28 protein-coding genes are annotated in these 26,975 nt (G+C 57.0%); 12 read left to right on the forward strand and 16 right to left on the reverse strand.

Translation table 11 applies throughout. The features are described 5' to 3' along the window. Positions 1-2 precede the first annotated feature (2 nt). Complete coding sequence (gene rlmJ / locus N2M06_RS12765; protein ID WP_346350944.1) at positions 3-842, forward strand: 23S rRNA (adenine(2030)-N(6))-methyltransferase RlmJ; 840 nt, start codon at positions 3-5, stop codon at positions 840-842. Between the two features lie 193 nt (positions 843-1,035). Here rlmJ and N2M06_RS12770 read toward each other — a convergent pair whose 3' ends face one another. From N2M06_RS12770 to N2M06_RS12780, 3 genes are all read right to left on the reverse strand, one after another. Beyond that, a complete protein-coding gene (locus N2M06_RS12770; protein ID WP_346352181.1) occupies positions 1,036-1,935 on the reverse strand; it encodes a LysR substrate-binding domain-containing protein in 900 nt (299 codons plus the stop codon). Positions 1,936-1,939: 4 nt separating this feature from the next. After that, complete coding sequence (locus N2M06_RS12775; protein WP_317075850.1) at positions 1,940-3,043, reverse strand: 1-acyl-sn-glycerol-3-phosphate acyltransferase; 1,104 nt, start codon at positions 3,041-3,043, stop codon at positions 1,940-1,942. A gap of 78 nt (positions 3,044-3,121) precedes the next feature. Then, positions 3,122-3,709, reverse strand: coding sequence for a LysE family translocator (locus tag N2M06_RS12780; protein WP_019935265.1), 588 nt, complete (start codon positions 3,707-3,709; stop codon positions 3,122-3,124). A 102-nt stretch (positions 3,710-3,811) separates the two neighbouring features. Here N2M06_RS12780 and N2M06_RS12785 point away from each other — a divergent pair, with 102 nt between their 5' ends. Genes N2M06_RS12785 through N2M06_RS12795 form a run of 3 tightly spaced genes read left to right on the forward strand, consistent with a single transcriptional unit; the run spans position 3,812 to position 5,944 of the window. Then, positions 3,812-4,792, forward strand: coding sequence for a hydrolase (locus tag N2M06_RS12785; RefSeq protein WP_346350945.1), 981 nt, complete (start codon positions 3,812-3,814; stop codon positions 4,790-4,792). Beyond that, the gene (locus tag N2M06_RS12790; RefSeq protein WP_019935263.1) at positions 4,792-5,016 is read left to right on the forward strand and encodes a YheU family protein; all 225 of its coding nucleotides are present in this window, start codon (positions 4,792-4,794) and stop codon (positions 5,014-5,016) included. Before N2M06_RS12785 ends, N2M06_RS12790 begins: the two co-directional genes overlap by 1 nt. A 58-nt stretch (positions 5,017-5,074) precedes the next feature. Beyond that, positions 5,075-5,944: a phosphoribulokinase gene (locus N2M06_RS12795; RefSeq protein ID WP_019935262.1), complete on the forward strand. Its 870-nt coding sequence runs from the start codon at positions 5,075-5,077 to the stop codon at positions 5,942-5,944. Between the two features lie 49 nt (positions 5,945-5,993). On the opposite strand, the gene N2M06_RS12800 is transcribed toward N2M06_RS12795, so the two are convergent. Together N2M06_RS12800 and N2M06_RS12805 are read right to left on the reverse strand one after the other, a co-directional pair. Next, positions 5,994-6,992: a cytochrome-c peroxidase gene (locus N2M06_RS12800; RefSeq protein ID WP_019935261.1), complete on the reverse strand. Its 999-nt coding sequence runs from the start codon at positions 6,990-6,992 to the stop codon at positions 5,994-5,996. 144 nt (positions 6,993-7,136) lie between these two features. Further along, positions 7,137-7,541, reverse strand: a complete 405-nt coding sequence (locus tag N2M06_RS12805; RefSeq protein WP_019935260.1) for an OsmC family protein — start codon at positions 7,539-7,541, stop codon at positions 7,137-7,139. A gap of 164 nt (positions 7,542-7,705) precedes the next feature. On the opposite strand from N2M06_RS12805, the gene crp reads away from it, so the two are divergent. Together crp and N2M06_RS12815 are read left to right on the forward strand one after the other, a co-directional pair. Then, positions 7,706-8,344, forward strand: a complete 639-nt coding sequence (crp, locus tag N2M06_RS12810) for a cAMP-activated global transcriptional regulator CRP (RefSeq protein WP_019935259.1) — start codon at positions 7,706-7,708, stop codon at positions 8,342-8,344. A 76-nt stretch (positions 8,345-8,420) separates the two neighbouring features. After that, positions 8,421-8,768, forward strand: coding sequence for a putative quinol monooxygenase (locus N2M06_RS12815; protein ID WP_019935258.1), 348 nt, complete (start codon positions 8,421-8,423; stop codon positions 8,766-8,768). 335 nt (positions 8,769-9,103) lie between these two features. Here N2M06_RS12815 and N2M06_RS12820 read toward each other — a convergent pair whose 3' ends face one another. The 5 genes from N2M06_RS12820 to hutI form a co-directional block, all read right to left on the reverse strand. Next, entirely contained in the window at positions 9,104-10,207 is a 1,104-nt protein-coding gene (locus N2M06_RS12820) for a phosphoribosylaminoimidazolesuccinocarboxamide synthase (protein WP_317075849.1), read from the reverse strand. Positions 10,208-10,248: 41 nt separating this feature from the next. After that, entirely contained in the window at positions 10,249-10,926 is a 678-nt protein-coding gene (locus tag N2M06_RS12825; protein WP_317075847.1) for a metal-dependent hydrolase, read from the reverse strand. Positions 10,927-11,045: 119 nt separating this feature from the next. After that, complete coding sequence (hutH, locus tag N2M06_RS12830; protein WP_346350946.1) at positions 11,046-12,578, reverse strand: histidine ammonia-lyase; 1,533 nt, start codon at positions 12,576-12,578, stop codon at positions 11,046-11,048. Between the two features lie 5 nt (positions 12,579-12,583). Continuing rightward, positions 12,584-14,293 carry a urocanate hydratase gene (gene hutU, locus N2M06_RS12835; protein ID WP_346350947.1) on the reverse strand — a complete coding sequence of 570 codons (1,710 nt, stop codon included), beginning with the start codon at positions 14,291-14,293 and terminating at the stop codon, positions 12,584-12,586. A gap of 45 nt (positions 14,294-14,338) precedes the next feature. Next, positions 14,339-15,544, reverse strand: a complete 1,206-nt coding sequence (gene hutI / locus N2M06_RS12840; RefSeq protein WP_346350948.1) for an imidazolonepropionase — start codon at positions 15,542-15,544, stop codon at positions 14,339-14,341. Between the two features lie 253 nt (positions 15,545-15,797). Between hutI and N2M06_RS12845 the strand changes: the two genes are divergently transcribed. Next, complete coding sequence (locus tag N2M06_RS12845) at positions 15,798-16,334, forward strand: YaeQ family protein (RefSeq protein ID WP_346350949.1); 537 nt, start codon at positions 15,798-15,800, stop codon at positions 16,332-16,334. 77 nt (positions 16,335-16,411) lie between these two features. Here N2M06_RS12845 and hutC read toward each other — a convergent pair whose 3' ends face one another. Then, positions 16,412-17,119 (reverse strand): histidine utilization repressor, encoded by a 708-nt coding sequence (gene hutC, locus N2M06_RS12850; protein WP_346350950.1) that lies wholly within the window; start codon positions 17,117-17,119, stop codon positions 16,412-16,414. Positions 17,120-17,281: 162 nt separating this feature from the next. Between hutC and N2M06_RS12855 the strand changes: the two genes are divergently transcribed. Continuing rightward, positions 17,282-17,755, forward strand: a complete 474-nt coding sequence (locus tag N2M06_RS12855; RefSeq protein WP_026344862.1) for a MarR family transcriptional regulator — start codon at positions 17,282-17,284, stop codon at positions 17,753-17,755. A gap of 17 nt (positions 17,756-17,772) precedes the next feature. On the opposite strand, the gene N2M06_RS12860 is transcribed toward N2M06_RS12855, so the two are convergent. Continuing rightward, the gene (locus tag N2M06_RS12860) at positions 17,773-18,351 is read right to left on the reverse strand and encodes a YjaG family protein (protein WP_346350951.1); all 579 of its coding nucleotides are present in this window, start codon (positions 18,349-18,351) and stop codon (positions 17,773-17,775) included. Positions 18,352-18,501: 150 nt separating this feature from the next. On the opposite strand from N2M06_RS12860, the gene N2M06_RS12865 reads away from it, so the two are divergent. Both N2M06_RS12865 and N2M06_RS12870 read left to right on the forward strand, forming a co-directional pair. Then, on the forward strand, positions 18,502-19,446 hold the full coding sequence (locus tag N2M06_RS12865) for a D-2-hydroxyacid dehydrogenase (protein WP_019935247.1): 945 nt from the start codon (positions 18,502-18,504) through the stop codon (positions 19,444-19,446). Beyond that, positions 19,446-20,018 carry a uracil-DNA glycosylase family protein gene (locus N2M06_RS12870; RefSeq protein WP_346350952.1) on the forward strand — a complete coding sequence of 191 codons (573 nt, stop codon included), beginning with the start codon at positions 19,446-19,448 and terminating at the stop codon, positions 20,016-20,018. Before N2M06_RS12865 ends, N2M06_RS12870 begins: the two co-directional genes overlap by 1 nt. 389 nt (positions 20,019-20,407) lie before the next feature. Here N2M06_RS12870 and N2M06_RS12875 read toward each other — a convergent pair whose 3' ends face one another. From N2M06_RS12875 to znuC, 3 genes are all read right to left on the reverse strand, one after another. Then, the gene (locus tag N2M06_RS12875; protein WP_346350953.1) at positions 20,408-21,421 is read right to left on the reverse strand and encodes an IS110 family transposase; all 1,014 of its coding nucleotides are present in this window, start codon (positions 21,419-21,421) and stop codon (positions 20,408-20,410) included. Positions 21,422-21,763: 342 nt separating this feature from the next. Next, positions 21,764-22,552 carry a zinc ABC transporter permease subunit ZnuB gene (gene znuB / locus N2M06_RS12880; RefSeq protein WP_346350954.1) on the reverse strand — a complete coding sequence of 263 codons (789 nt, stop codon included), beginning with the start codon at positions 22,550-22,552 and terminating at the stop codon, positions 21,764-21,766. Next, positions 22,542-23,279 carry a zinc ABC transporter ATP-binding protein ZnuC gene (znuC, locus tag N2M06_RS12885; protein ID WP_019935244.1) on the reverse strand — a complete coding sequence of 246 codons (738 nt, stop codon included), beginning with the start codon at positions 23,277-23,279 and terminating at the stop codon, positions 22,542-22,544. The genes znuB and znuC overlap by 11 nt, the downstream gene beginning before the upstream one ends. Positions 23,280-23,365: 86 nt before the next feature. Between znuC and znuA the strand changes: the two genes are divergently transcribed. Together znuA and mepM are read left to right on the forward strand one after the other, a co-directional pair. Beyond that, entirely contained in the window at positions 23,366-24,307 is a 942-nt protein-coding gene (znuA, locus tag N2M06_RS12890; protein WP_346350955.1) for a zinc ABC transporter substrate-binding protein ZnuA, read from the forward strand. A gap of 182 nt (positions 24,308-24,489) precedes the next feature. Beyond that, positions 24,490-25,833 carry a murein DD-endopeptidase MepM gene (gene mepM, locus N2M06_RS12895; RefSeq protein WP_346350956.1) on the forward strand — a complete coding sequence of 448 codons (1,344 nt, stop codon included), beginning with the start codon at positions 24,490-24,492 and terminating at the stop codon, positions 25,831-25,833. Positions 25,834-25,888: 55 nt separating this feature from the next. Here the strand turns inward: mepM and hemE are convergent, their stop codons facing one another. Beyond that, positions 25,889-26,956, reverse strand: a complete 1,068-nt coding sequence (gene hemE / locus N2M06_RS12900) for a uroporphyrinogen decarboxylase (RefSeq protein WP_346350957.1) — start codon at positions 26,954-26,956, stop codon at positions 25,889-25,891. Positions 26,957-26,975: the final 19 nt, after the last annotated feature.

Below are 26,975 nucleotides of genomic sequence, written 5' to 3' on the forward strand. Positions count from 1 at the left end.
TTATGCTTAGTTATCGTCATGCCTTTCACGCCGGCAATCATGCCGATGTACTCAAACACGCGGTGCAGGCTTTTATTCTTGAATCCCTTTGCGCCAAGGACAAGGGCTACAGCTATATCGACACTCACTCCGGTGCCGGCGGCTATACCCTGAGCCACGAATGGACTCAGAAAAAGGCCGAGTATCAGGGCGGCATTGCCAGGCTCTGGAACGAACAGGAGAAATGGCCGCAACTTTCCGGCTATTTCAATGCCATTCGCGCCATCAATGCCGGCGATGCGCTGGAGCATTATCCCGGCTCACCGCTGCTGGGGGCGCACTTTCAGCGCCCCCAGGACAGGCTCAACCTGATGGAGCTGCATCACAACGAAGTAGAGCTGCTGCGCCAGAATCTGAGCGGCGACGGCGTGGCCATTCATCACAGAGACGGCTTTGAAGGGCTGGTCGGCCTGTTGCCGCCCACGCCCAAGCGCGGTCTGGTATTGATTGATCCGCCCTATGAGCTGAAGGAAGACTACCGGCGCGTGGCCGATACTCTCAAAAAGGCCCACAAGCGCTGGCCCATCGGCATTTACGCGGTCTGGTATCCGCTGCTGGCCAAGGCCGTGGATCGCAGTGAAGGGTTGAAACAGGCACTGGCACAGCTCGGCTTTGAGCAAGTGCTGTGCGCCGAGCTGAGTGTGCAGGCCCAGGCCGATGACTTTGGCATGCATGGCTCCGGCATGATAGTGCTCAACCCGCCCTGGAAGCTGGATGAAAAGCTTGCCGAACTACTGCCCTCCTTAAGCCAGACCCTGGCTCAGGACGAGCAGGCCGGCTTTACCCTGGAATGGCTGAAATAAAGAGAAAACTCGAACAGAACATCATGCGAAGCAACAGCGCGGTTGCGCTCCGTCGACACGCTTCAAGCCCATCCATGGGACGCTCGGCAAATGCCATCCGTGGCATTTGACGGTCGACTACGGCAATCCCCGCTGTTACTTCGTGAAGCCTCAGTGCTGACTGTTAAATACAACTCCTGCCACTCCCCAATCCCTACTCCCTGCTTTTTAACGCCTCCTGCTTCAGCCAGTCCCGCACCAGAGCAATGTCGTTCAGGCGTGAAGAGTCGGGACGCCACACCAGATAGTAGCGGTGTTGGGGTGTCAGCTCGGTGGCAAAGGGACGGCACAGCCTGCCCTCGCGCAGCAAGTCGGCCACCAGCACAGAGCGGCTGAGCGCCACGCCCTGCCCTGCCAGCACCATCTCCAGCCCCAGATTACCATCACCCACAGTAAGCTGGCGGCAGTGGGGCAATATGTGCTCATTACCGCTCAGGGCCAGCCAGTTGGCCCAGCTTACTCCGGCGTATTCCGGGCCCGCCACCAGCGGCAGCCTGATCAGGTCTTCTACCCGCTGTAGCTGTGCCGCCAGCGCCGGCGCGCACACCGGAAAGGCAGTATCACTCATCAGCCAGTCACTGTGCAGACCAGTATAATTACCTTCGCCATAGCGAATGGCCAGATCCGCTTCGCCAGCGGCAAAGTCGGCCAGTTGCTGACTGGGCTGCAGCCGCAGCTCAAGATGAGGGTGAAGTTCGGTAAAGCGCCATAATCTTGGCATCAGCCAGCGCGCCGCGAAAGAAGGCAACACACTAAGCTGCAGCGGGCCGGCAGCAGGTGACAGCAATTGATTCAGACCTTGTTCAAGCGTTGCCAGCCCTTGCTCGGCAAAAGGGAGTAAAGTGCGGCCTTCATAAGTAAGCACCATGCCAGCCCCCTTACGCACAAACAGCCGGCAACCAAGGGAAGATTCAAGATTGCGGATCTGCTGACTGACTGCCGCCTGAGTCACACAGAGCTCGTCAGCAGCAGCGGAATAACTACCATGGCGGGCAGCCACGGCAAATACCCGCAGCCCGCTCAGCCGGTTGGCAGTAACAAGCCGGGGGTTCAGCGCGTCAGCCCTTGTTCAGTACCGGCCTGGCATACATGGCCAGCACCCGCTCGCGCAGCTCGGCAGGTACCTGGCTCATGTGTGCGTCAAAGGCTCGTCGCTCGGCGTCATTTACTCCCACTGTCTGGCCGGCTGCCAGTAAATTGCTGGGAAACAAATGGTAGTTGGCGTGTATTTCCTGATCTATCTCGCGGGCCAGCTCATCAGCATTATCTGCGTCTGTGTTCAGCGGCTTGCCAAAAGCCACATGAACCCGACCTTTATGGCCGGTAATGCCCTGCACTATGCTTTGAATATCTTCGAATTCGCTTTTTTCATAAGCACCGGCCGTTTCCTTGGCGTGCAGCTCCCGGGCTTTGGCTACATCACCGGGGTCATATTCATACGATATGGAGACAGGTACCAGGTTCAGGCTGCTAATGTAGTCGTTAAAGGGAATTTTCTGCTTTTTCCCTTCCATATAGAACATTTTAAGAATGGCCGGATCCGTTTTGTCATTACCGTCCTTGGCCCGCCCTTCCTTCTGAGCAATCCAGATAGAGTGCTGTTCATCAAGAGAATGACGCAGGTAGGCAGAGAGCTCGCTGAACGCCTTCATCATCTCCCGCGGCCCCTTGGCGGAGCGCTTGACGATAAAGCTCTTGTTGAGCTTCATCAGTTCGGTGGCGCAGGGCTTGCGCAGCAGGTTATCGCCAATGGCAATGCGCACCGTATTCAGCTGATGGGTATACAGGCCCCAGTTGACAAAGGCCGGATCCATGGCGATATCTCTGTGATTGGAGATAAACAGATAGCCGGCATTCGGGTCCAGATGCTCCAGCCCGGAATAGCTGACGCCCTGAGTGGTGCCCGCTATCATTTTTTCCATAAAACGGGCTACCTCCAGCTGCACCTGATGCACACTGGTGACCCGACGCCAGCGCCAGGTCAGGTAAAGGCGAATCAGTCCCTTGACCAAGCCACCGCCTATGCGGGACAAACCACCATAGCGATAGCGGGCAATGGCACCGATAAACTCGTCGTCTGCAATCAGCCGGGCAATAGCGCCAGCCACCTCGTCATCATTATAAGGACGAATATCTTTAAATAAATCTGTGTCAGAAACCATGAAAGCCCAGAATCGAAGACAAAAAACCGGCCAGATTTTACACCCTTTGCGCTCAAAGGATAACGGTTAAGGGCAAATTCAGTACCAGATCATCACCACACAGGCCGCCGTCAGCGCTCCCATAACACTATTAAACCGCCGCCAGTGAACATCAGTGTGCAGCCAGCGCCGTACCCGCATTCCTATCAAGGTCCATAAGTGACCAGTGACGATGCCGCACATTAAAAACACTCCCAGCACCGTCCAGGCCGAAGGCCAGTATTGTTCACCTGCCAGGGTAAACCCGCTGATGGCAGAAATGGCCATTAACCAGGATTTGGGGTTCAGAAACTGAAAAAGGGCACCCTGATACCAGCGCATACCGGATTCATGACTGTTCGGTGGCGGGGCCACGGCAATGCGCCAGGCCAGCCACAACAAGTAACCACTGCCGGCAATTTTAAGGCCCCATTGCAGCGCCGGCCACAGCTCAAACAACCGGCCCAGCCCAAGCGCGGTGAACAGCAGCAGCAGCTGCAGCCCCAGCATGATACCCAGCAACAGTTTGAGTGACGACCGGTAACCATTATGAGTGCCGGAGCTGGCCAGTAACATATTATTGGGGCCGGGTGTACCACAGGCAGCAAGCGCAAAACCTGCCACCGGCCCCAGCAAAGAGATATCCATGACAGGGTTACCAGTAATGTGTTCGGTGAGAGCGTTGTTTTACTCGATTTTAGCGTCTGCGCCCAGTATTTTAGGTGCATTGTTCCCTCTGAGCTCATTGCCATGATCCATCCAAGCCGGTTTCAGCCATCCTGGTGGGCGCGTAATGCTCATCTGCAAACCATTCTTGCCCGTTATCTGCACCGTCAGCGCCAGCACTACCAAAACGAGCGGCTTGACTTACCCGACGGTGACTTTATAGATCTGGCCTGGGCCATGCCGCTGCAAGATGAAGCCCGCCCTCTGATAGTGCTGTTTCATGGCCTGGAAGGCGATGTGCAGTCTCATTATGTACAGGGCATGATGGCAGCCTTACACCATCAGGGCTGGCAGCCGGTATTAATGCATTTTCGCGGTTGTAGTGGCGAGCCCAACCGGCTGTTGCGAGCCTATCACTCCGGTGAAACAGAAGACGCAGCCTTTGTGCTCAGCACACTGCGCCAGCGCTTTCCAGGCAGAGTCATGGCGGCTATCGGTTATTCTCTGGGGGGCAATATGCTGGTAAATTATCTGGCTAAATATCACCGGAATCCGCTGTGTGCAGCGGTGGTGGTATCAGCCCCGTTACAGCTGGCAGCCTGTGCCGATCGCATTAACCGCGGACTGTCCCGGATTTATCAGCGTTATTTGCTGAATCGCATGAAATATAACTGGCAGCGAAAACTGGCCCGTCATCGCCATGCCGGTATTGATACCGACATTAACGCCATTGCCAGCCTGCGGGAGTTTGATAACCGCCTGACTGCCCCCATTCATGGTTTTAACGATGCGGATGACTATTACCGGCGCTGCTCCGGTCTGCCACGGCTGGCTGATATCATCACGCCTACGCTGGTGCTGCATGCCGCCGACGATCCCTTTATGACAGATGCAGTAATACCGGAAGCAGACGCCCTGCCTCCGGCCATTACCTATGAGCTCAGCCGTCATGGTGGCCATGTGGGCTTTATGCACGGCGCTCCCTGGCGACCACGTTACTGGCTGGAGCACCGGATACCCGGCTGGCTGCAGCAACACTTACTTTTCACTCAGGATCACGATTGATGATTATCTCCCATCGCGATTTGTCCGACGACACGCTCAAGAATTTGATTGAACACTTTGTACTGCAGGAAGGCACAGAGTATGGCGAGCAGGATATCTCGCTCGGACAAAAAGTATTAGAAGTAAAACAACAACTTGAGCGGGGTGATGCGGTCATTGTTTATAGTGAGTTGCATGAAACCGTGAACATAGTGCCGGCACAGCGTTTCGCTCACAAACCTTGACCTTGGCCCTGAGCACTGCGTATAAACACTGTCGGTTTCATCAATTTAAGGGTTTGTCATGTCTGCCAAGCACCCCATTATAGCGGTGACCGGCTCTTCGGGTGCCGGCACATCGACCTCTACTGAAGTGTTTCAGTCCATGTTTGCCCAGCTGGGTGTGAAAGCCGCCATGCTTGAAGGTGACAGCTTTCACCGCTATACCCGGCCGGAAATGGATGTTGCCATTCGCCGGGCCAGAGAGCAGGGCCGGCATATCAGCTATTTTGGCCCCGAGGCCAACGACTTTGAGCTGCTGGAGCAGTTTTTCAAGGAATATGGCGATACCGGCACCGGTCAGTTCCGACGCTACCTGCATACTTTTGATGAGGCCGTGCCCTTTAACCAGATGCCGGGTACCTTTACTCCCTGGCAACAGCTGCCCGACGATACCAACCTGCTGTTTTATGAAGGCCTGCACGGCGGTGTGGTCACCGGCGAGCACAACGTGGCCCAACATGTCGACCTGCTGGTGGGCATGGTACCCATTGTTAACCTGGAGTGGATTCAGAAGCTCATTCGTGACACCGCTGAGCGCGGCCACTCCCGGGAAGCGGTAACCGACTCCATCGTCCGCTCCATGGAAGACTACATCAACTTTATTACGCCGCAGTTTTCCCGCACCCATATCAACTTTCAGCGGGTGCCCACGGTAGATACGTCCAACCCCTTCAGTGCCAAGGTGATCCCCAGCCTGGATGAAAGCATGGTGGTGATTCGTTTTCGTGGCATTAAGAACGTGGATTTTCCCTACCTGCTGGCCATGATCGACGGTGCCTTTATGTCCCGGCGCAACACCATAGTGGTGCCCGGCGGCAAAATGGGCTTTGCCATGGAGCTGATTTTGCGCCCCATGCTGGAGCAGTTGCTGGAAACCGGAAAAATCCGCTGAATACAAACAGGCCCGGCATGGCCGGGCCTGAAAAGAGGCATGTCAGCTGTTAGCCAAAGGGCTCGGGTGCAGGCGTTTGGTTAGTCGACGGCGGTAATATCGGCAGCTCGAAACGGGGCTGCTCACCAGTCAATGATTTCAGAAACGCCACTATCTGGCTGACTTCCTGATTCGAATAAACCCGGCCCAGCTGTAACCGCCCCATAATATCTACCGCCTCTTCCAGTGTCGCTGCCTCGCCGTCATGAAAATAGGGATAGGTCAGCTCCACATTACGCAAGGTCGGCACCTTAAAGGTAAAACGATCCGCATCCTTACCGGTAACGGCAGCACGGCCAATGGCATCAGAGTCGGACTGATAGGGCTCCACCACCCCCATTTTCTGAAAAGACGTGCCGCCCAGATTGGGGCCATTATGACAGGCCACACAGCCACTTTGCTTGAACAACTGATAACCGGCCAGGGCTTGAGCGCTCAGGGCGTTATCATCTCCCTTCAGCCACTGATCAAACGGCGAGTCAGGAGTCACCAGGGTTTCCTCAAAAGCGGCAATGGCGTCGGTGACCATATCGATATCCAGCTCGGACTGACCAAACACCGTCTCAAATTCGGAAACATAACCGGGAATGGACTGCAGCACTCCGATGGCCAGCTCATGAGTAAACGCCATTTCACCCGGGTTAGCGATGGGCCCGCCTGCCTGTTCCTTGAGATCCGCGGCACGACCGTCCCAGAACTGAGCCAGGTTGAGACTGGAGTTCAGTACCGTAGGCGAGTTGATCGGCCCTTGTTGCCAGTTATGGCCAATGGACGTTTTAAGATTATCGGTTCCTCCCATCGACAGGTTATGGCAGGAGTTGCAGGAAATAAAACCCGAGCGGGACAGGCGAGGATCAAAGAACAGCTTTTTTCCCAGTTCCGCCATGGCTGCATCGCTTACCTCAGCAGCTGGTATTGGCTGTACCGGCTCATTGCGTGGTCCCTGAGCATAAACCGCAGGGCCTGCCAACAGCAGACCGACGGCCAGACTGGTCAGTGTCATTTTCATGTTGCTTCCTTCTGATGATGGGCGAATGACAGCCACGAGACTGTTGTTATGGTTCTGGTTTCGCCCAGCATAATCAAAAACAGAAAGACTCAATTTGACCCAGATCAGTCAGCACTCTGTTCCATACTCAATACAGCCTGAGCCTCAGGCTGCTTTAATTTCAAAGGAAGAAGAAATTTCAACCGCCTTTTCCAGCATTTTGATCACGGAACAATATTTTTCCATCGACAGTTCGACTGCCCGCGCCACCTGTTTTTCTGACAGCTCGTGACCGGTTACCACAAAATGCAGATGAATGCGGGTAAATACTCGGGGGGGATTTTCCGCCCGTTCGGCACTGAGCTCGGCGTCACACCCGGTAATAACCTGGCGTCCTTTTTCCAGAATAGATACAACATCAATGGCACTGCAGCCGCCGGCACCCAGCAGCACATGTTCCATGGGGCTGGCCCCTTCGCCCGGGTTGGTGCCGTCCAGAATGATTTTATGTCCTGACTCGGATTCGCCTTCAAAGCACATGTCCCGCAACCAGCTGACTTTTGCTTTCATAACATCTCCTTATAAAAACAGGCATAATAGCCTATTGCTTTAGTAGTAGAAAACCGGCGCGGCTCTTGATGAAGGTCTCCAAGCCTTTTATGCTAGCCGCTCACCCACGCAATTAGGTATAAGGCTGAGCCTTTGTAGCCCAGCCCGTCTCAAGAGGTATATTCATGGTTATCGGCAAGCCCCAAAGTGACCCGACCCTGGAATGGTTTTTGTCACATTGCCATATTCACAAGTATCCGGCCAAAAGCTCGCTGATCCATGCGGGCGAAAAGGCAGAAACCCTCTACTACATCGTTAAGGGTTCAGTAGCCGTGCTGATCAAGGATGAAGACGGCAAGGAAATGATCCTCTCTTACCTGAACCAGGGTGACTTTATCGGTGAACTGGGTCTGTTTGAAGACACAGACAACCCGGTACGCACCGCCTGGGTCCGCGCCAAATCTCCCTGCGAAGTGGCCGAGATCTCCTACAAGAAATTTCGTCAGTTAATCCAGGTGAATCCGGAAATTCTGATGCGGCTGTCGGCTCAGATGGCCAGCCGGCTGCAGACCACCAGCCAGAAGGTGGGCGATCTGGCGTTCCTGGACGTAACCGGCCGCATTGCAGAAACCCTGCTGAGCCTGGCCCGTCAGCCCGACGCCATGACCCATCCCGACGGTATGCAGATCAAGATCACCCGTCAGGAAATTGGCCAGATTGTGGGCTGCTCCCGGGAAACCGTGGGCCGTATTCTGAAGATGCTGGAAGAGCAGAATCTGATCACCGCCCACGGCAAAACCATAGTGGTGTTCGGTACCCGCTGATCTACTTATGCCGTTTGTATTAACGCCACCGTCAGGGTGGCGTTTTTGTTGGTTATATCAACCTTAAGGAAAAATGATGTCGAGCCGAGTTTATTGCATTGCCGCATTCAAACCCAAACCGGGCAAGGAGCAGGAGCTGTTTCGTGTGTTACAGGCGCTTGAAAGCGATACCCTGCGTGAAGACGGCTGTATTCAGTATCGGGTCACCCGTCATGTTGACAGCCCCTTTGCCGGTGGCCACAGCTTTCCATTGGTGTTTAACGAGATTTGGGCCGATATGGCCAGTTTTGAGGCCCACTGCCAGCGCAGCGGTATTCAGGCGTTTTTTGAAGCCCACTGCGTCAGCCCCGACGGGCTGGTGGCCGAGCACAATGTGTGTATCTACACCGACGAACCGGAAGACTTTGACGCACCGCGCTTTTGAGTGAGCAGAAGAGGAAGCAGCAGCATTACGGCAAGAAATGTTGGGATTCGCTTCGCTCATCCCAACCTACCAAGCCAATGCTCGCAAGGAGGGTAAAGGGAGCGGTTTCACGACCGATCAAATGCCATGGCCGAAAATTGCTCCTGCATGTTCGGCATTCCCACCATCCCTGGCGGTCAGATGCATTTGCCGAGCGCCCAGGGGGCGAGCTTACTCGCCGTGATGAACTAAAACGCCTGAACGAACATTTATTATGTTCGCAGCAGGCTTTTTAGTGAGTGGCAATTCAGCGAAGCGTGTCGTGAAACCGTCCCTTTGTCCGACTGACGCCGGGCTTAGTCCACCAGGCCGTATTGATCGCGCAGAATGGCGATAATGTCGGCCTTGGGATTGTCAGAGAGTTCCAGTTTCTGGCCGGTGATTTTCTCGGCAATGCCCACATAGGTGCGGGAAATGTTCATCAGCACTTCTACCGGCAGGGCATTGTTCTCGGCCAGGGCTTCCCGCTCGGGCATGCGCTCCTTGTTGAGCAGAATGTCCGGATCGGGAAAATGCTTAAGCAGCAGCTGGCGAAAGTCCTCTTTTGAATTTTCCACAATTCGACCTTCCCGGTAGGCCGGTCCATCCCAGATGCGGGATGAATCGGGCGTGCCCACCTCGTCCATGTAGATCAGCTTTTCGTTGCCCTGATCGTCGGTGACATAGCCAAACTCGAACTTGGTATCCACAAACACCTGATCGATTTTCGCCAGCTCTTGGCTTATCACCTCAAAGCCTTCTTTCAGCAGCCGCTCATAAGTGGCGATGTCGTCCCGGCTTTTGAAATTAAAGGCGGCGAAGTTGTCTTCAATGTTCTGGCGGGTGATGTTGACGTCGTCCGCTTCCGGCACGCCGGGAATACCCTTGAGAATGCCCTTGGTGGATGGCGTCATCAGCAGCTCAGGCAGCTTTTGATCCTTTTTCAGCCCTTCGGGCAGACGAATACCGCAAAACTCCCGCTCACCCTTTTCATAACTGCGCCACATGGATCCGGTGATGTACTGACGGCAAATAGCTTCAATTTTGACCGGGGTGGCCTTTTGCACTATCCACACAAAGGGATGGGGAATGTCGAGAATATGGCTGTCGGCCAGGCCCTGCTCCTTGAACAGACGGAACCAGTGATTGGAGATGGCATTCAGCGCCGCGCCCTTGCCCGGTACGCCGTTAAGACCTTCTTCGCCGTGCCAGATGCAATCAAAAGCGGAGATACGGTCGCTGATCACCATGATCGCCAGCGGCGCATCGGGGGCGACTTTATAGCCTTTTTCCTGGATCAGCCGGCGGCTGTCTGCTTCCGTCAGCCAGTAAACGGAGCGCACCTTACCGCTGTGTACCGGCTGGTGGGTTCGAATGGGAAGATCATTATTAACGGCCAAAACCTTGTCTGCGAGGCTCATCACTGTTGTCCTGTATATGGGGGGTATTAAGCGCCGCCATTCTACCAGATGTGAGAAACCGGCAATAGCCGCACCAGCAGGCCGCCCAGGTCCGGCTGAGCCGGTGCCAGCCAGATTGCGCCCGCCAGCAGTGCCAGCAACAGCAGGTTGGGCAGCGGTGCCGGCCACTCAATCAGCTTGAAGGCAGTACCAAAGGATTTTTTAATGCGTCGGCCTTCCAGATCGATACTGTACAGCTCGTCCAGCAGCAGGTGAATGCAGGCACCAAGAAACACAAACAGGCCGGTAAACCAGGCCATATCTGATGGCTGACTAAACAAACGATCGGCTACCACCACTGTCATCAGACCAAATACCGCATTGGCCAGCAACGAATGCAGGCTGGCCCTGTGCACGGTGAAATGCGCAAAAAACCAGCACAGCGGATAGCGTACCAGGCCATAACCCACCGCCCCCAGCACCAGGGTATCAACCAGCGACAAATGCTGCTGGCCAAACAATAACGCCAGCGTCGCTGCCAGGGCACCAAACAGCCGGAATACGATATTCAAAGAGCGGGATGAGTCCGAATCCATATCCGGCAAAATACCGCCCAGACTGCCCGCCAGCCACAACAGACAAGCCTGAGTTAAGGTCACTTCCTCTGCCCACACCATACCGGCGGCCAGCAAACCGCTGGCGGCGCTTGCCACCTGAATATGAGTTCTGAAATTCGCCATCGACCACCTTTCCCGGCGCTAAGAAAGAGGCGAGTCTAGCATGGGACTACTGGACAAAAAAACAGGGGCTGCCGAGGCAGCCCCGTGACGGTGCAACAGTGCGTCCCTATCTGTCCGGCTCAGTGGCTCGGCAACAGTCCTGCCGGTACCAGATGGCTGAGCACGTTGGCCTTGAGCAGGGCGTTGGCCTGCTCGATATCCGGACCAAAGAAACGGTCCTTGTCGTAATAGCTCACCCGCTCACGCAGGGTTTGGCGCGCCTGCTCCAGCACTTCGGTGGTTTTCATTCCGCCGCGGAAGTCCAGCCCCTGACAGGCTGCCAGCCATTCAATGGCCAGCACGCCCCGGGTGTTTTCCGCCATGTCCCACAGCCGGCGACCGCCGTTGGGGGCCATGGAGACATGGTCTTCCTGGTTGGCGGAAGTGGGCAGCGAGTCCACCGAGTGCGGGTGCGCCAGCGCCTTGTTGTCGGAGGCCAAAGCTGCTGCCGACACCTGAGCAATCATAAAGCCGGAGTTGACCCCGCCGTTTTCCACCAGGAAGGGCGGCAGGCCCGACATATGGGTGTCCATCATCAGCGACACCCGGCGCTCACTCAAGGAGCCGATTTCGGCAATGGCCAGAGCCAGATTGTCGGCGGCCATGGCCACCGGCTCGGCGTGGAAGTTGCCGCCGGAAATCACGTCGTTGTCGTCGGCAAACACCAGCGGGTTGTCGGACACGGCGTTGCCTTCAATCAGCAGTACCTCGGCGGCCTGACGCAATTGAGTCAGGCAGGCGCCCATCACCTGGGGCTGGCAGCGCAGGGAATACGGATCTTGCACCTTGGCACAATTCACGTGGGAGCGGCTGATCTCGCTCGACTCACCCAGCACATGACGGTAGGCGGCGGCGGCGTCGATCTGCCCCTGCTGGCCCCGCACTTCGTGAATGCGCGGGTCGAACGGACGGCGGGAGCTGAGCGTGGCTTCCACCGTCAGGCCGCCCACGGCAATGGCGCCGGCGAACAGGTCTTCCGCCTCGAACAGGCCACGCAGGGCAAAGGCGGTGGACACCTGGGTGCCGTTGAGCAGCGCCAGGCCTTCCTTGGGCGCCAGCCCCATGGGCTTGAGCCCGGCAATTTCCAGCGCCTGACCGGCGCTGATGATCTCGCCTTTATAGCGGGCATGGCCCTCGCCCAGCAGCACGCAGCTCATGTGGGCCAAGGGCGCCAGGTCGCCGGAGGCGCCCACGGATCCTTTGCCGGGAATGCAGGGGTAGACCTCATGGTTAACCAGCGCCATCAGTGCCTCCAGCACTTCCAGGCGAATGCCGGAAAAGCCCCGGGCCAGACCGTTGATCTTGAGCACCATGATGAGTCGCACCAGATTGTCGCTCACCAGTTCGCCCAGGCCGGTGGCGTGGGACAGCACCAGGGAGCGCTGCAGGGTTTCCAGATCTTCGGGTTTGATGCGAGTGTTGGCCAGCAGGCCAAAGCCGGTGTTGATGCCATAGACGGTGCGGTCTTCCGCCACCATGCGGTTCACGCAATCCACCGAGGCCTGAATGGCCTTATGGGTGCTGGAGTCCAGGCTCAGCTTAACCGGCTGCTGATAGGCCTGGCGCATTTGCGCTAGGGTCATTTTTCCGGGGTTGATGGTCAGTGTGTTCATCGTGTTCAGTCCTTCTTGCTCAAGCCATTCACCATGGGCAGATCCAGGCCCTGCTCCCGGGCGCAATCAATGGCAATATCATAGCCGGCATCGGCATGGCGCATCACGCCGGTGCCCGGGTCGTTACGCAGCACGCGGCCCAGGCGGGCGGCGGCGGCGTCGGTGCCGTCGGCCACGATCACCACGCCCGAGTGCTGGCTGAAGCCCATGCCCACGCCGCCACCATGGTGCAGCGACACCCAGGTGGCACCGCCGGCGGTGTTCAGCAGGGCGTTCAGCAGCGGCCAGTCGGAGACAGCATCGGAGCCGTCCTTCATGGCTTCGGTTTCCCGGTTGGGGCTGGCCACCGAGCCGGAGTCCAGGTGATCCCGGCCTATTACTATGGGCGCCTTGAGCTCGCCGTTCTTAACCATGTCATTGAATGCCTGGCCAAGACGGGCGCGATCCTTCAGACCCACCCAGCAGATCCGCGCCGGCAGCCCCTGAAAGCTGATGCGCTCCCGGGCCATGTCGAGCCAGTTGTGCAGGTGCGGATCATTCGGGATCAGCTCCTTCACCTTGGCGTCGGTCTTGTAAATGTCTTCCGGATCCCCGGACAGCGCCACCCAGCGGAACGGGCCTATGCCCTGGCAGAACAGCGGGCGAATATAGGCCGGCACGAAGCCGGGGAAGTCAAAGGCGTTGTCCACTCCCTTTTCTTTGGCCATCTGGCGAATGTTGTTGCCGTAGTCGGTAGTGGCCGAGCCCCGCTCCTGCAGCGCCAGCATGGCGCGCACCTGAATGGCCATGGACTCCTTGGCGGCATCCACCACGGCGGCTTCGTCCTTGCGGCGCATCTCAGCGGCGTAGTCCATGGTCCAGCCCTTGGGCAGATAGCCGTTCAGGGGATCGTGGGCACTGGTCTGATCGGTGGTCACGTCGGGCACTATGCCGCGCGCCACGATTTCCGGAAAGATGTCGGCACAGTTGCCGAGCAGGCCCACGGACACTGCCTCGCCCTTGCTCTTGGCTTCATCGATGATGCCCAGCGCTTCATCCAGGCTATAGGCCTTTTTATCGACGTAACGGGTACGCAGACGGAAGTCGATGCGGGTTTCGTCACATTCCACCGCAATACAGCTGAAGCCGGCCATGGTGGCCGCCAGGGGCTGGGCACCGCCCATGCCGCCCAGACCGCCGGTGAGGATCCAGCGACCTTTGGCGTCGCCGTTAAAGTGCTGCTTGGCCATGGCCACAAAGGTTTCGTAAGTGCCCTGCACAATGCCTTGAGAGCCGATGTAGATCCAGGATCCGGCGGTCATCTGGCCGTACATCATCAGGCCCTTTTTATCGAGCTCGTTAAAGTGCTCCCAGTTGGCCCAGTGGGGCACCAGGTTGGAGTTGGCCAGCAGCACCCGGGGGGCGTCGGCGTGGGTCTTGAACACGCCCACCGGCTTGCCGGACTGGATCAGCAGGGTTTCGTCATCTTCCAGACGGGTCAGCACCTCGGCAATGCGGTCAAAGCAGGGCCAGTTGCGGGCGGCACGACCGATGCCGCCGTACACCACCAGATCCTCGGGGCGCTCGGCCACGTCCGGGTGCAGGTTGTTGTGCAGCATGCGGTAGGCGGCTTCGGTGAGCCAGCTCTTGCAGATTTTGTTAACGCCGGTGGGCGCCTTGATGACGCGGCTGGGATCGTGGCGCTGATCTTGCTGTGACGGGGTGTGCTGAGTCATGGAAAATTCCCTCTTCAGTGTCGTAATGAGTACGGTTGTTTCAATTCAGTGGATGTTGCCGGCGAGCACGCGCTGGGCCAGGGTGGGCAGCCCCACGCTGTAGGCCAGCTCCGCCGGGTTGCGGGTGTTCCACAGGCAAAAATCCGCCTGCAGGCCGGGAGCAATGCGTCCGGTTTGTTCATGCAGCCCCAGAGCGCGGGCACCGTGGGCGGTGACGCCGCTCAGGGCTTCCTGCGGCGTGAGCCGGAACAGGGTGCAGGCCATGTTCAGCATCAGCCGCAGGCTGAAAATAGGGGAAGTACCGGGGTTGGCATCGGTGGCCAGAGCCATGGGCACGCCATGGCGACGCAGTAGCTCAATGGGCGGTACTTTGGTTTCACGCAGCATGTAAAAGGCGCCCGGCAGCAGGGTAGCAACGGTGCCAGCCTCGGCCAGCGCCCTGACGCCGGCTTCGTCCAGATACTCGATATGATCCACCGACAGCGCCCCGGCCCTGGCCGCGGCAGCGCTGCCGCCGAGATTGGACAGCTGCTCTGTGTGACCCTTGATGGCCAGCCCATGCTGCCTGGCGGCGGCATACACCCGCTGGCATTGAGCCACAGAAAAGCCAATGCCCTCGCAGAATACGTCCACCGCATCCGCCAGCCCGTCGGCGGCGGCCGCCGGGATCATGCGGGTGCACACCAGATCGATATAGCCGTCGGCATCATCTTTATATTCCGGCGGCAGGGCATGGGCCCCCAGCAAAGTGGTCACCACCCGCACCGGCCGCTCATGGCCGAGGCGGCGGGCCACCCGCAGCATTTTGAGTTCGTCTTCCACGGTCAGGCCGTAGCCGGACTTGATCTCCACCGTGGTCACGCCTTCACTCATCAGCGCCTCAAGGCGTGGCAGGGCAGCGGCAAACAGCTGCTCTTCACTGGCCACGCGAGTGGCGCGCACCGTGCTGAGAATGCCGCCGCCGGCACGGGCGATCTCTTCATAGCTCTTGCCTTCGAGCCGGGCCTCAAACTCGCCGGCGCGGCTGCCGCCAAACACCAGATGGGTATGGCAGTCCACCAGCCCCGGAGTCAGCACTCGCCCTTGAGCGTCAATCACCTCGCCGGCAGCCTGTTCGCTGGCCGGCAGCTCGCTCATGGCACACACCCGCTCGATCAGACCATTTTTTACCGCCACCGCCATGGGTTGAGCGGCGCTATTAAGGCCGTCAAACAGGGTGACGTTGATCCAGAGGCGATCCGGTTGTGACATGACAGGCTCCTTTCTGCGTTATTTGTATATACATTTAAAAGAACAATGCCCGCCTTGGCAACCAAAAAATCAGACAAAGTAGGAATAAAGGATCCGGATCACACAATTATTTTACATATGAGAAAGGCGAACATGGTATTTGTATATACATAAAACTGAATAACATGCCGAAAAATCCGTGGTCGAGTACGGCGCAGACTGGCCCGGTACGCCGCTTGCCGCTACTATGTCCGCTTTTATACGGAATCCCTTCATGGCCCTTTCCGCCACCCTGCGCAAGGTGCGCATCAATATCAGTGATCTGACCCGCCATTATTACGAGGCTCACAGCCTGACCGTGGCTCAACATCCGTCCGAAACCGACATTCGCCTGATGGTGCGGCTGCTGGCCTTTATGCGCCATGCCGATGAAGATTTAAGCTTTACCAAGGGGCTGAGCACCGACGACGAGCCCGAGCTGTGGCAAAGGGCCCCCGACGGTCGCATTGTGTTGTGGGTGGAGCTGGGTGAACCCAGCGTCAAGCGCATCAAGCAGGCGTTGTCCCGGGCCGAGCGAGTGGTGATTTACAGCTATGGCGGCCGTAGTGCCGATGAATGGTGGAACAAGCACAAGGTGGAGCTGGGTCATTTGCCGAGACTGGAGATTTTCCATCTGGCCGATCCGCAACCGGCGCAACTGGGGGAACTGTGCCAGCGCAGCATGGACCTGTTCGCCACCCTGCAGGAAGAGGAAATTCAGCTTACCGACGGCAGCCACAGCCTGGATCTGCAACTGACCCGCTGGCGGTAACTTTCAGGGAATAGGGAGCAGGGAATAGGGAGTGGGGAGTAGGGAATCCCAACTCCCTATTCCCCATTCACTGCTCCCTATAACTTGAGTGTGGATCTCAGTTTGTAGCGGTTACCAGGGTGCCAGAGCCGGGCGAAGCTCACCAGCTGGTTCAGCGACCAGGTGCGGCGGATCACCAGCAGGCAGGGCTGCTGTGATGAAATCTGCAGCCAGTCACTGATGTTGGCCGGCGCCAGCCGGGCCTCGACAATGTGCTCCATGTCCGACAGCGGACACTGGGCCATCAGGTAGGCGTTGGGGGTCTGGCGGCTGAAGTCACACTGCAGATACCCCGGCGCCAGCTGCGGATTGACGGAACGCTCTTCCACCTGAATGGGCACGCCGTTTTCCAGGTGCACCAGCACCGAATGAAACACTTTTGCGTTGAGCCGCATGCCCATCTGCAAGGCCACTTCCTCATCGGCGCGCCGGCTGTCGAGCACAAGCACGTTGTTGGCGTATTCATGGCCCCGGCTTCGCACCTCATCGGCGATGTTATTGATGTCGGCCAGGGGGGACTCCGCCTTGGGCTCGGTGACAAAGGTCCCCAGCCCGGCCCGGCGCATCAGATAGCCTTCCTGCACCAGGTCGCGAATGGCCTTGTGGGCAGTCATTCGGCTGACCCTGAACTGCTCAGCCAGCTCCTGCTCGGGGGGAATTTGCTGATGAAGCCGGTATTCCCCCGACTCGATACGGGCCAGAATATGCTGCTTGATCTGTTGATAAAGGGGAATGGAAGGGGTCACATGGCCTCCTGCTGGTGAAACTCAATTGTACATACAATTAATCATGAGTCACGTCAGAGATCTGTAATCCACAAGGCGGATCTTTTCACTTTACCGGTTTTGCGCTATGGTGCGCGCAATTTCGGCAAGCCCGCCTTTAATTCCAGAGATAACAGGTTGATTGTGGAAAAACATGAAGAGGTACTGGTGGCCCTGCGCCAGATCATTCGCGCCATCGATCTGCATTCACGCCAGCTCAGCAAGGCGTCCGGTCTTACCGGCCCTCAGTTGCTGCTGATGCAGTCCATCAGCGAACATGGTGATATCACCATGCGTAAACTGGCTCAAGCCACCAATATGAGTCAGGCCACCGCCACTACCATTATTGACCGGCTGGAGCAGAAAAATCTGGTTCGCCGTGAGCGCAGCCAGACCGATAAACGCAAGGTGCACGCTGTGCTCACCGAAGACGGCGTGGAAAAGCTGAAAACCGCACCGCGGCCGCTGCAGGAAAGCTTTATACAGCGCTTTCAGTCGCTGGATGAATGGGAGCAAAACCTGCTGTTGTCGTCGCTGCAGCGTATCTCTTCCATGATGAACGCCCACGATCTGGACGTGGCCCCCATGCTGCAGGTGGGCAGCCTGCTGCGCGAATAACCGCGCAGCCACCTTATTTACTCCAGACCGATACCAATATTGGACACACCGCCCTGTGCGGCAAAGTCCCGCACTGCCAGAATGGTATCGGCATCCCTTGGCTGAGCCACCCGCTCAAGCAACTCTACCTGAAATTCCATCTCGGCTTCTATCAGCTCATGCTCGTAGAGTTCATGCTCTTCCAGCTCCCGCTCCGCCATCAGCTCGGCAAAACCGGCGACCGTGCCCAGAGACGCGTTACTTGCTTCCACCGCTTCTTCGCCGATGCGGCAAATCACCGAGTTGTAGGCCGTTCCCAGCGCCACACAGGCATCCAGTGCCGGCCAGGCACCATAGGATTCAAATTTGTTCGGATCCGGAATAATATTCTCAAATGCTTCCAGCTCAGCAGATAAATCCACCCGGGAGCCCTTGACTGTCAGATAGGTCCAGAGTACATCCAGACAGTGACGAAAACGGTTACCGTCGCCAAAACCAGCGGTCTCGGCAAACAGCCGGTAATTAGGATACATGCGCTCAGCCAGCGCCAGCGCAAACACGGTTTGCTGCCAGGGCGTCAGTTTGTTGAGCTTTTTATAAAATTTATCGCCGAACACGCGAAATTCCTTGTAGTTGGGTTTGCTGCCGTTTACTTAAAAACCGTTTGCCTTCAGGCTCACAATTTACGGCGCAAACACTGGTATAAGATTTTGCCTGTGTCATTGTCTCATAAAAACCGGCGAACACCCCATTTCAAGGAGAAAGGTATGGCCAATCATACCCTGCTGCTACTCAGCCAGGACAATCATCACTATCAGGATTTGCTGAGTAAGGCCTATCTGCCGGGTCTGACGGTGCTGATGCCCGGCAATGAAAACGAAATTCGTGCCGGTCTGGAACGGGCTGACATTCTGCTGGGCGAGCCTGCCCGCATTAAGCCCTGGCTGAAGGAAGCCAGACAGGTCAAATGGGTGCAGTCTACTTATGCCGGCGTGGATGTATTGCTGGGCCCGGGCCTTCGCCAGGACTATCAGCTGACCAACGTGCGTGGTATTTTTGGCCCGCTGGTGAGTGAATATATCTTTGCTCATCTGCTGTCGCTAACCCGCCATCTGCGTCATTACCGGGAGCAGCAACGTCATCATAACTGGCAGCCTATCGCATACCAGAGTCTGGCGGGAAAAACCATGCTGATCCTGGGCACCGGCAGCATTGGCCAGCATGTGGCCGGTACCGCCCGTCATTTTGGCATGAAGGTGCTGGGCATGAGCCGCACCGGCCGCGAAGCGCCCAACTTTGACCGTACCTTTCAGCCGCCAGCGCTGAACAAGGTGCTGCCCCAGGCCGATGTGGTGGTCAGCGTATTGCCGTCTACTCCCCAGACCCGCAAGCTGTTTGATGAAGACCGGCTGAATCACATCAAGCCTGGGGTGATTTTCTGTAACGTGGGCCGGGGGGATGCGGTGGACGAAACCGCCCTGCTGCATGCCCTGCGCACCGGCCGTATTGGTGCCGCCGTGCTGGATGTGTTTGCCACCGAGCCGCTGCCGCAAGACAGCCCGCTGTGGGACATGCCCAATGTAGTGATCACCCCCCATAACTCGGGCTACAGCTTTCCGGATCAAATCGTGACCCGGTTCAGCCGCAACTATCTGAAGTTTATTGAAGGCAAAACCATGGAAGGCGTGGTGAACTTCGATCTGGGTTATTGATGCAAACGCTGCTTGCCGAGATACGCGCCTGCCGGCTGTGTGAAGCTCATCTGCCTCTGGGGCCGCGCCCTGTGGTGCAGCTGGGCACGGGAGCGCGTATTCTGATCATCGGCCAGGCCCCGGGCACAAAAGTGCATCAAACCGGCATTCCCTGGAACGACCCCAGCGGCGATACGCTGCGCCGCTGGCTGCAGGTAAGCCGCGAGCAGTTTTACGATCCTGAGCAGATTGCCATTATGCCCATGGGTTTTTGTTATCCCGGCCGGGGCAAAAGTGGCGATTTGCCGCCCCGTCCCGAATGCGCACCCGCCTGGCATAAGCGTATTCTGGCGGCCCTGCCCAATGTTCAGCTGACGCTGTTTATCGGTTTGTATGCTCAGCGTTATTATCTGGGTAAGCGCTATTCCACTCTTACCGAAAACGTACGCCACTGGCAGGAATTCGCTCCGGAACGCCTGCCCCTGCCTCACCCGTCTCCGCGCAACCGCCACTGGCTGACGAAAAACCCCTGGTTCGAGCAGGAAGAGCTGCCAGTCCTGCGAGCACGGGTGCATGAAGTTCTGAAAAGCTGAAAGCCTCAGCAATGCGAAGCGACAGCACGGTTGCACTCCGCCGACACGCTTCAAGTACCTCCATGTAACGCTCGGCAAATGCCATATATGGACACCTCGCTTTTCGCCAGTGGGGTTTCCGTGTTTTTTGGCGACCAGGATTAACTGCACCCGTATATTCGGCCTGTGTTGATGAGTGAGTCTTTGGCTCACTCTGGCCCTAATGAGAACCGCGCCCTTGCTGCCTATCGTCCCTACGGAGTTCAGACTCCTGACATTTGCCCGGCGTTTGCAAGGGCCGGTTTAACCTGTTGCCTCATTCACGTTTTCCACATCGCGTTTCGTCGGGGTGATAACCTCTTGTTTTCCTTCCTGCTAAACGGGGGTTAATTCGGTTTCTTCATGTCAGCTCAGGCTGCCCGATAGTGCTCCTGCCTGAACAGCATGACCCAGATAATCCGTGCCAGCTTGTTGGCCGTGGCGACCGCAGCGCGCTGCTTGCCTCGACGCTCGACCAGCTGTTTGACCCACAGTGAGAACCGGTCTGTCGCCTTATTCAGATGCCGGATAATTGACCAAGCACCTTGTATCAACAGCTTGCGTAAGTACCCATTGCCACGCTTGGTAATGCTGCCCAGCTTTTGCTTACCACCGCTGGAGTGCTCTTTCGGCACCAGCCCGAGGTTGGCGGAGAAGTGCCGGGCATTGCGGTACTGACTGCCGTTACCGACAAAGGCGACCATGGCGGTTGCAGTTACCGCGCCTACACCTCGAATGTCGGTGAGTCGGGCGCAGGCCTCGTTATCGCGACATTGCTGTTCGATGTCTTTATCCAAGCGCCGGATAGCCTCATCCAGCTGCCGCCATTCTTCCATCATATCCTGACAGCAGGCTCGCGCCCGTGGCGTCAGTTCGTTACTGGCATCCTCCAGCAGCAAGGGCATGGCCTGCTTCAGGTTTTCTTTACCGCCGGCCAAGACAATGCCGTATTCATTGAGCAAGCCCCGTAACTGGTTAATCAACCGGGTTCGCTCCCCAACACGGCGCTCTCGCAGCCGGTGCGCCAGGCTGATGTCGGTCTGCTCCAGCGTGCGAGGCTGGACAAACGTCATATTGGGGCGCCGTGCCGCCTCACAGATGGCAAAGGCATCATTACGGTCGTTCTTATTGCCTTTGACGAAGGGTTTCACATGTTGAGGTGGCAGCAACATCACTGGGTGACCCCGCTGTTGCAGGGTGCGCCCCCAGTAATTGGAGCCGCTGCAGGCTTCCATCGCAATGGGTACCTGAGGGTACTGACTAAGCAGCTCTAATACCTTATGCCGGGTCACCTTGCGATTGAATATCGCCTTGCCAGCTTGATTGACGCCACAAACCTGAATCACATTTTTTGCCAAATCGAGACCAATGAGTGTAATGTTCATATCGGACACCTTTTGTGGTTATTTGAGCTTCAACCCAAATATGGCGCATTACGACGCCGCTTACCCAAGAGGTGTCCATCTCATCATCCATGGCATTTGACGGTCGGCTACGGCAATCTCCGCTGTCACTTCGTGAAATTACAGAGCTGCCGGTTGGAGAGCAGCAGACAGCAGGGTGCCAGCTCAGGGAGGGCAAAGGGTGTCTGCTTCGCCGTGCCCTTTGCGCCATGGATGGCGCAACGGAGCCCCCAGGGATGGGTTCACGGCGTGCCGGAGAAGTAGTGCCCTTTGTCCGACCGATAGGCACGGCAAAACAGACACTATAAAGTTGCGACTGACACATCAGCCCCGTTTCGGCACCACCTGAGACAGCAGAAACAGAGTAGCGGCGGCCACCACCACGGACGGGCCTGTGGGGGTGTCGTAGCTTACCGACAGCTGCAGGCCACCAAGTACCGCCAGCACGCCGATGCCCGAGGCCAGTGCTGCCATTTGTTCGGGCGTGCGGCTGAAGCGCCGGGCGGTGGCGGCAGGAATAATCAGCAGTGAAGTAATAATCAGCGCCCCCACAAACTTCATCGCCACCGCAATCAAGACGCTTATCATCAGCAGCAGCAGCAGTTTAAGCCGCTCTACCTTGAGACCTTCCACCCGGGCCAGCTCTTCGCTGACAGTAATGGACAACAGCGGGCTCCAGAACTTGCGCAGCACCAGCAGCAACAGGGCACCACCGCCATAAATCCAGAGCAGATCGGAGGTCTGAATGGCCAGCAGGTCCCCGAACAGATAGGCCATCAGATCGACCCGGATATTATCCATAAAGGCCAGAGCCACCAGCCCCAGAGACAAGGAAGTGTGGGCCAGAATGCCGAGCAGAGTATCCGTGCCCAGCCGGCTGCCACGCTGCAGTCCGGCCAGCAACAGACCCAGCAGCACACAGGCTACCAGCACCGCCAGAGTCAGGTTAATCTGCAGCAGCAGGCCCATGGCCACACCCAGCAGGGAGGAGTGAGCCAGGGTATCGCCGAAGTAGGCCATGCGCCGCCACACCACAAAACTGCCTAATGGCCCGGCCAGCAAGGCGATACCCAGGCCCGCCAGCAAGGCGTAAAGCAAAAAACTATCCCACATGGCGCACATCTCCGTGGTGTTCGTCGTCACAGTCGTGATGATGGGTATACACCGCCAGCTGTGCCAGCTCAGGCCGGCCGAACAAACGGGCAAATTCAGGATGACGGGCTACCTGTTCGGGCTCGCCGTGGCAGCAGACATGACGGTTGAGACAAATCACTCTGTGGGTACTGGCCATCACCAGATGCAGATCATGAGACACCATCAGGACACCGCATTGCAGCTCACCGGCCAGCTGCTGGATCAGCGCATACAGCTCGGTCTGGCCGTGCACATCCACCCCCTGAGCGGGTTCATCGAGAATCAGCAACTCGGGTGCCATCATCAGCGCCCGGGCCAGCAGAATACGCTGCATTTCGCCGCCGGACAGTGCCTGCATGGCCCGCTCGGCCAGCCGCTCAGCACCTACCCGGGCCAGCGCCTGTGCCACTGTCAGCCGGCGGCCGCAGGACAAACTCAGAAAACGCGCCACCGTGAGCGGCAGCACAGGATCAAGATGCAGTTTCTGCGGCACATACCCTACCCGCAGACCGGACTTGCGCCACAGCCGGCCCTGAGTTGCCTTGCGCAAGTCCAGCACCAGTTTGATCAATGAACTTTTACCTGCACCGTTGGGGCCGACCACGGTCAGGATCTCGCCCCTGTGCAGACTAAGAGAAATACTATCGAGAATGACGTTACCGTCAGCCTCCAGGCCGACGTTGGTCAGCTCTACCAGTTTGGTCATTGGCGATACGCCTTTACTTCAGCATTTGTAATATTATAACATTTCGATTCAGATAAACTCCATTCATCATCCAGAGTGTACCCGCCATGAGAGCCCTGTTTTTTCTCGGTCTGTTCTTTGCCGGCCAGGCCAATGCCGTGAACGTGCTGACCACGGTCAAACCCCTGCAATTGATTGCCAATGCCATTACCGACGGCGGCGAGCCTGCCGCCCTGCTGTTAAAGCCGGGTACTTCACCGCACGACTATGCCCTTAAGCCTTCTGATCTGCACCGTATCAATGACGCTGATCTGGTCATTTGGGTGGGCCCGGAGCTGGAACAGTTTCTTGAGCCTTTGCTGAAAGATCATTCGGGCAGCCTGGCATTAATGAACAGATTGTCACCTCATGATCACCATGATGAACATGAACCTCATGACGAGCATCATCATGATGAAGACAAGCACCATGATAACGGGAAAATCGTGATCACTCAGCAGGAAGATCACCATGATCATCATCATGGCGACCGGGATCCTCATATCTGGCTGGATCCGCACAATGCGCTGCAGATTGCTCGAATGATCACAACTCGCCTGGGTGAGCTGGATCACACCAACCTTGATCGATATCAACAAAACCTGATGCGCTTTGAGGCAAAGTTGGCGGCGGCTGACGAACAGGTGTCGGCACGCCTGGCACCGGCCAGAGACAAAGGATACTTTGTATTCCATGATGCCTATGGCTATTGGGAGCAGCACTACCACATTCCTTCTCGCGGGCATTTTACCATTAGCCCGGAGCGGGCTCCCGGTGCCAAAACCGTGGCCAGCATTCATGAGGCGTTGAAGCAGGCGAACGCCGAGTGCGTGTTTGCCGAGCCTCAGTTCCGGCCAGCGGTAGTCAATGCAGTCGTACGAGGAACCCAGGCCAGGGTGGCTGAACTGGATCCTCTGGCCACGGCGGTTAAGCCAGATTCAGACGGCTATTTCCACTTTATGTTAAAGCTGGCGGACGATATGGCCGCTTGTTTATTGAATGAAAGATAAACACTCGGACACTATTTTTTGTATAATGCCGAACTTTCATATCAAGTGATGCACTAACCTTGGTGGCCCGTCATGTAACGGGCCATTTTGTAATTAAAAATGGTGTTTTTATCGCTTTTTGTATTAGAAAGTCATAACAACACGCTTGCATCGTGTAGTTTTCACAGGCACAGGTAACCCGGATGAAGTTTTTCCGCCCGATACAAAGCAGACTGCAGGACATGCCCTCTCCCCTGCCCAAGCGTCACCTGTATGGCATTGTTCTGCTTAGTGGTCTGACCCTTTCTACTGCCGCTCTGATACCTACACCCGGCGAGCTGATGAACAAGCCGGTACGGATCAGTATTCCGGCTGCTTTGCATGTTCCTCAGCAAGAGCGGGTTGACAGTACCGAGTTTTACGCACTGCCCAATGATGATATCGGCGCGGTTGAGCCGGTGGATGCGTTGGATGAAATTGCTGCCCAGGAACCCGAATGGCAGGAATATGTTGTGCAGAACGGTGATACTCTGAGCACCATTTTTAACGGTCTTGGTCTGCCTCTGGCCACTATGTACAAGCTGCTGGATGCCGATGAAAACAGAGTACTCGACGGTCTGCGTCCGGGCCAGACCCTGTATCTGCTGATTGACCAGGACAACCTGCTGCAGGAGTTCAAACTGCAGCGGGATATTATGCATACCCGCATTTTCAGCCGTAATGGCGATGGCTATGAAAGCCGGCTGAAAACCGAGGAAAGCCACTGGGAAAGCCGCAGCCTCAAGGGCACCATCAATGGCAGCTTTTATCTCAGTGCCCGCAGTGCCGGCCTGTCTGCCGGTCAAATCCAGAAAGTGGCCAACCTGTTTCAGTGGCAGCTGAATTTTGCCCGTGACCTGCGCCAGGGCGATACCTTCAGAGTGGTGGTCAAGCGTGAATTTGTAGAAGGCGAGAGCACCGGCAAATCTGAACTTCAGGCTGTTGAAATTGTTAATGGCGGTCGCACTTATCAGGTGTTCCGCCATGAAGACGGCAATTTCTATGATGCCGAAGGCAACAGCATGGAGCGTGGTTTTTTACGTATACCGCTTAAGCACAGCTCCCGCATCAGCTCCAATTTTAACCTGCATCGCAAGCATCCTGTTACCGGTCGGGTTCGGCCGCACAAGGGCACTGACTTTGCCGTTCCTACCGGCACACCGGTGCTGGCACCCAGTGACGGTGTTGTGGTTAAAGCCGTTCGCCACCGGCTGGCAGGCAATTATCTGGTGATCCGTCACGGCCGTAAATATACCACCCGTTTTCTGCACCTGAGCAAATTCCTGGTTAAACCCGGTGACAAGGTACGCCGCGGTGAACGCATTGCACTGTCGGGCAACACCGGCCGCTCTACCGGTCCGCACCTGCATTACGAGTTTCTGGTCAACAACAGAGCCGTCGACCCCATGCAGGTTAAACTGCCCATGGCCGAAGGCCTGACCGGTAAGGAAAAACAAGCCTTCCTGACCCGGGTCAAACAGCTCAAGCAACAGCTTGGTGCCAGTTAATATACCAGCATAAAAAAAGCGCCTTTCGGCGCTTTTTTTATATCTGTGCCCTGGCTTAGCCGGCGTGATAAGGGCGAGACAGACGATGGACAGACTCAATAAAGGCACCGGCGTGCTCCGGTGGCACATCCAGATGAATGCCGTGGCCCAGATTAAACACATGGCCGGGGCCATGGCCAAAGCCGTCCAGAATGGTGGCCACTTCCTGCTCGATGCGCTCAGGGGAAGCATACAGCATGGACGGATCCATATTGCCCTGCAGCGCCACCTTATCGCCCACCCGGCGTTTGGCATCGGCAATATTAATGGTCCAGTCCAGACCCACGGCGTCACAGCCGGTGGCGGCAATGGCTTCCAGCCACTGACCACCATTTTTGGTGAACAGTGTCACCGGCACCCGGCGGCCATCGGCTTCACGGGTCAGACCATCGACTATTTTGGCCATATACTGCAGCGAGAAGTCGTTGTAGTCCCGCGGCGTGAGCACGCCACCCCAGGTGTCAAAGATCATCAGTGACTGGGCCCCTGCCGCCACCTGAGCATTGAGGTAGCTGATGACGCTGTCAGCCAGCTTGTCGAGCAGCAGGTGCAACGTCTGCGGCTCGGCATACATCATCTTCTTGATTTTGGTAAAGGCCTTGGAGCTGCCGCCTTCCACCATGTAGGTGGCCAGAGTCCAGGGGCTGCCGGAAAAACCGATAAGCGGCACTTCACCCTGCAGCTCGCGGCGAATGGTGCGCACTGCGTTCATCACATAGCCCAGCTCGCCTTCCGGATCGGGAATACCGATGCGCTTGACGTCAGCAGCACAGGTAACCGGACGCTCAAAGCGCGGACCTTCACCGGTTTCAAAGTACAGGCCCAGCCCCATGGCATCGGGAATGGTCAGAATGTCGGAAAACAGAATGGCCGCATCCAGCGGAAAACGACGCAGCGGCTGCAAAGTCACTTCACAGGCCAGCTCGGCATTACGGCACAAAGACATAAAATCGCCGGCTTCGGCCCGGGTTGCCTTGTATTCGGGCAGATAACGACCAGCCTGACGCATCATCCATACCGGAGTGTAATCGGTCGGCTGACGCATCAGCGCACGCAGATAAGTATCATTCTTGAGTGGTTTCATTCCGTGTTTCCGCATCGGG

Source organism: Oceanimonas sp. AH20CE76 (genome assembly GCF_039654065.1).
Lineage (GTDB): Bacteria > Pseudomonadota > Gammaproteobacteria > Enterobacterales > Aeromonadaceae > Oceanimonas > Oceanimonas smirnovii.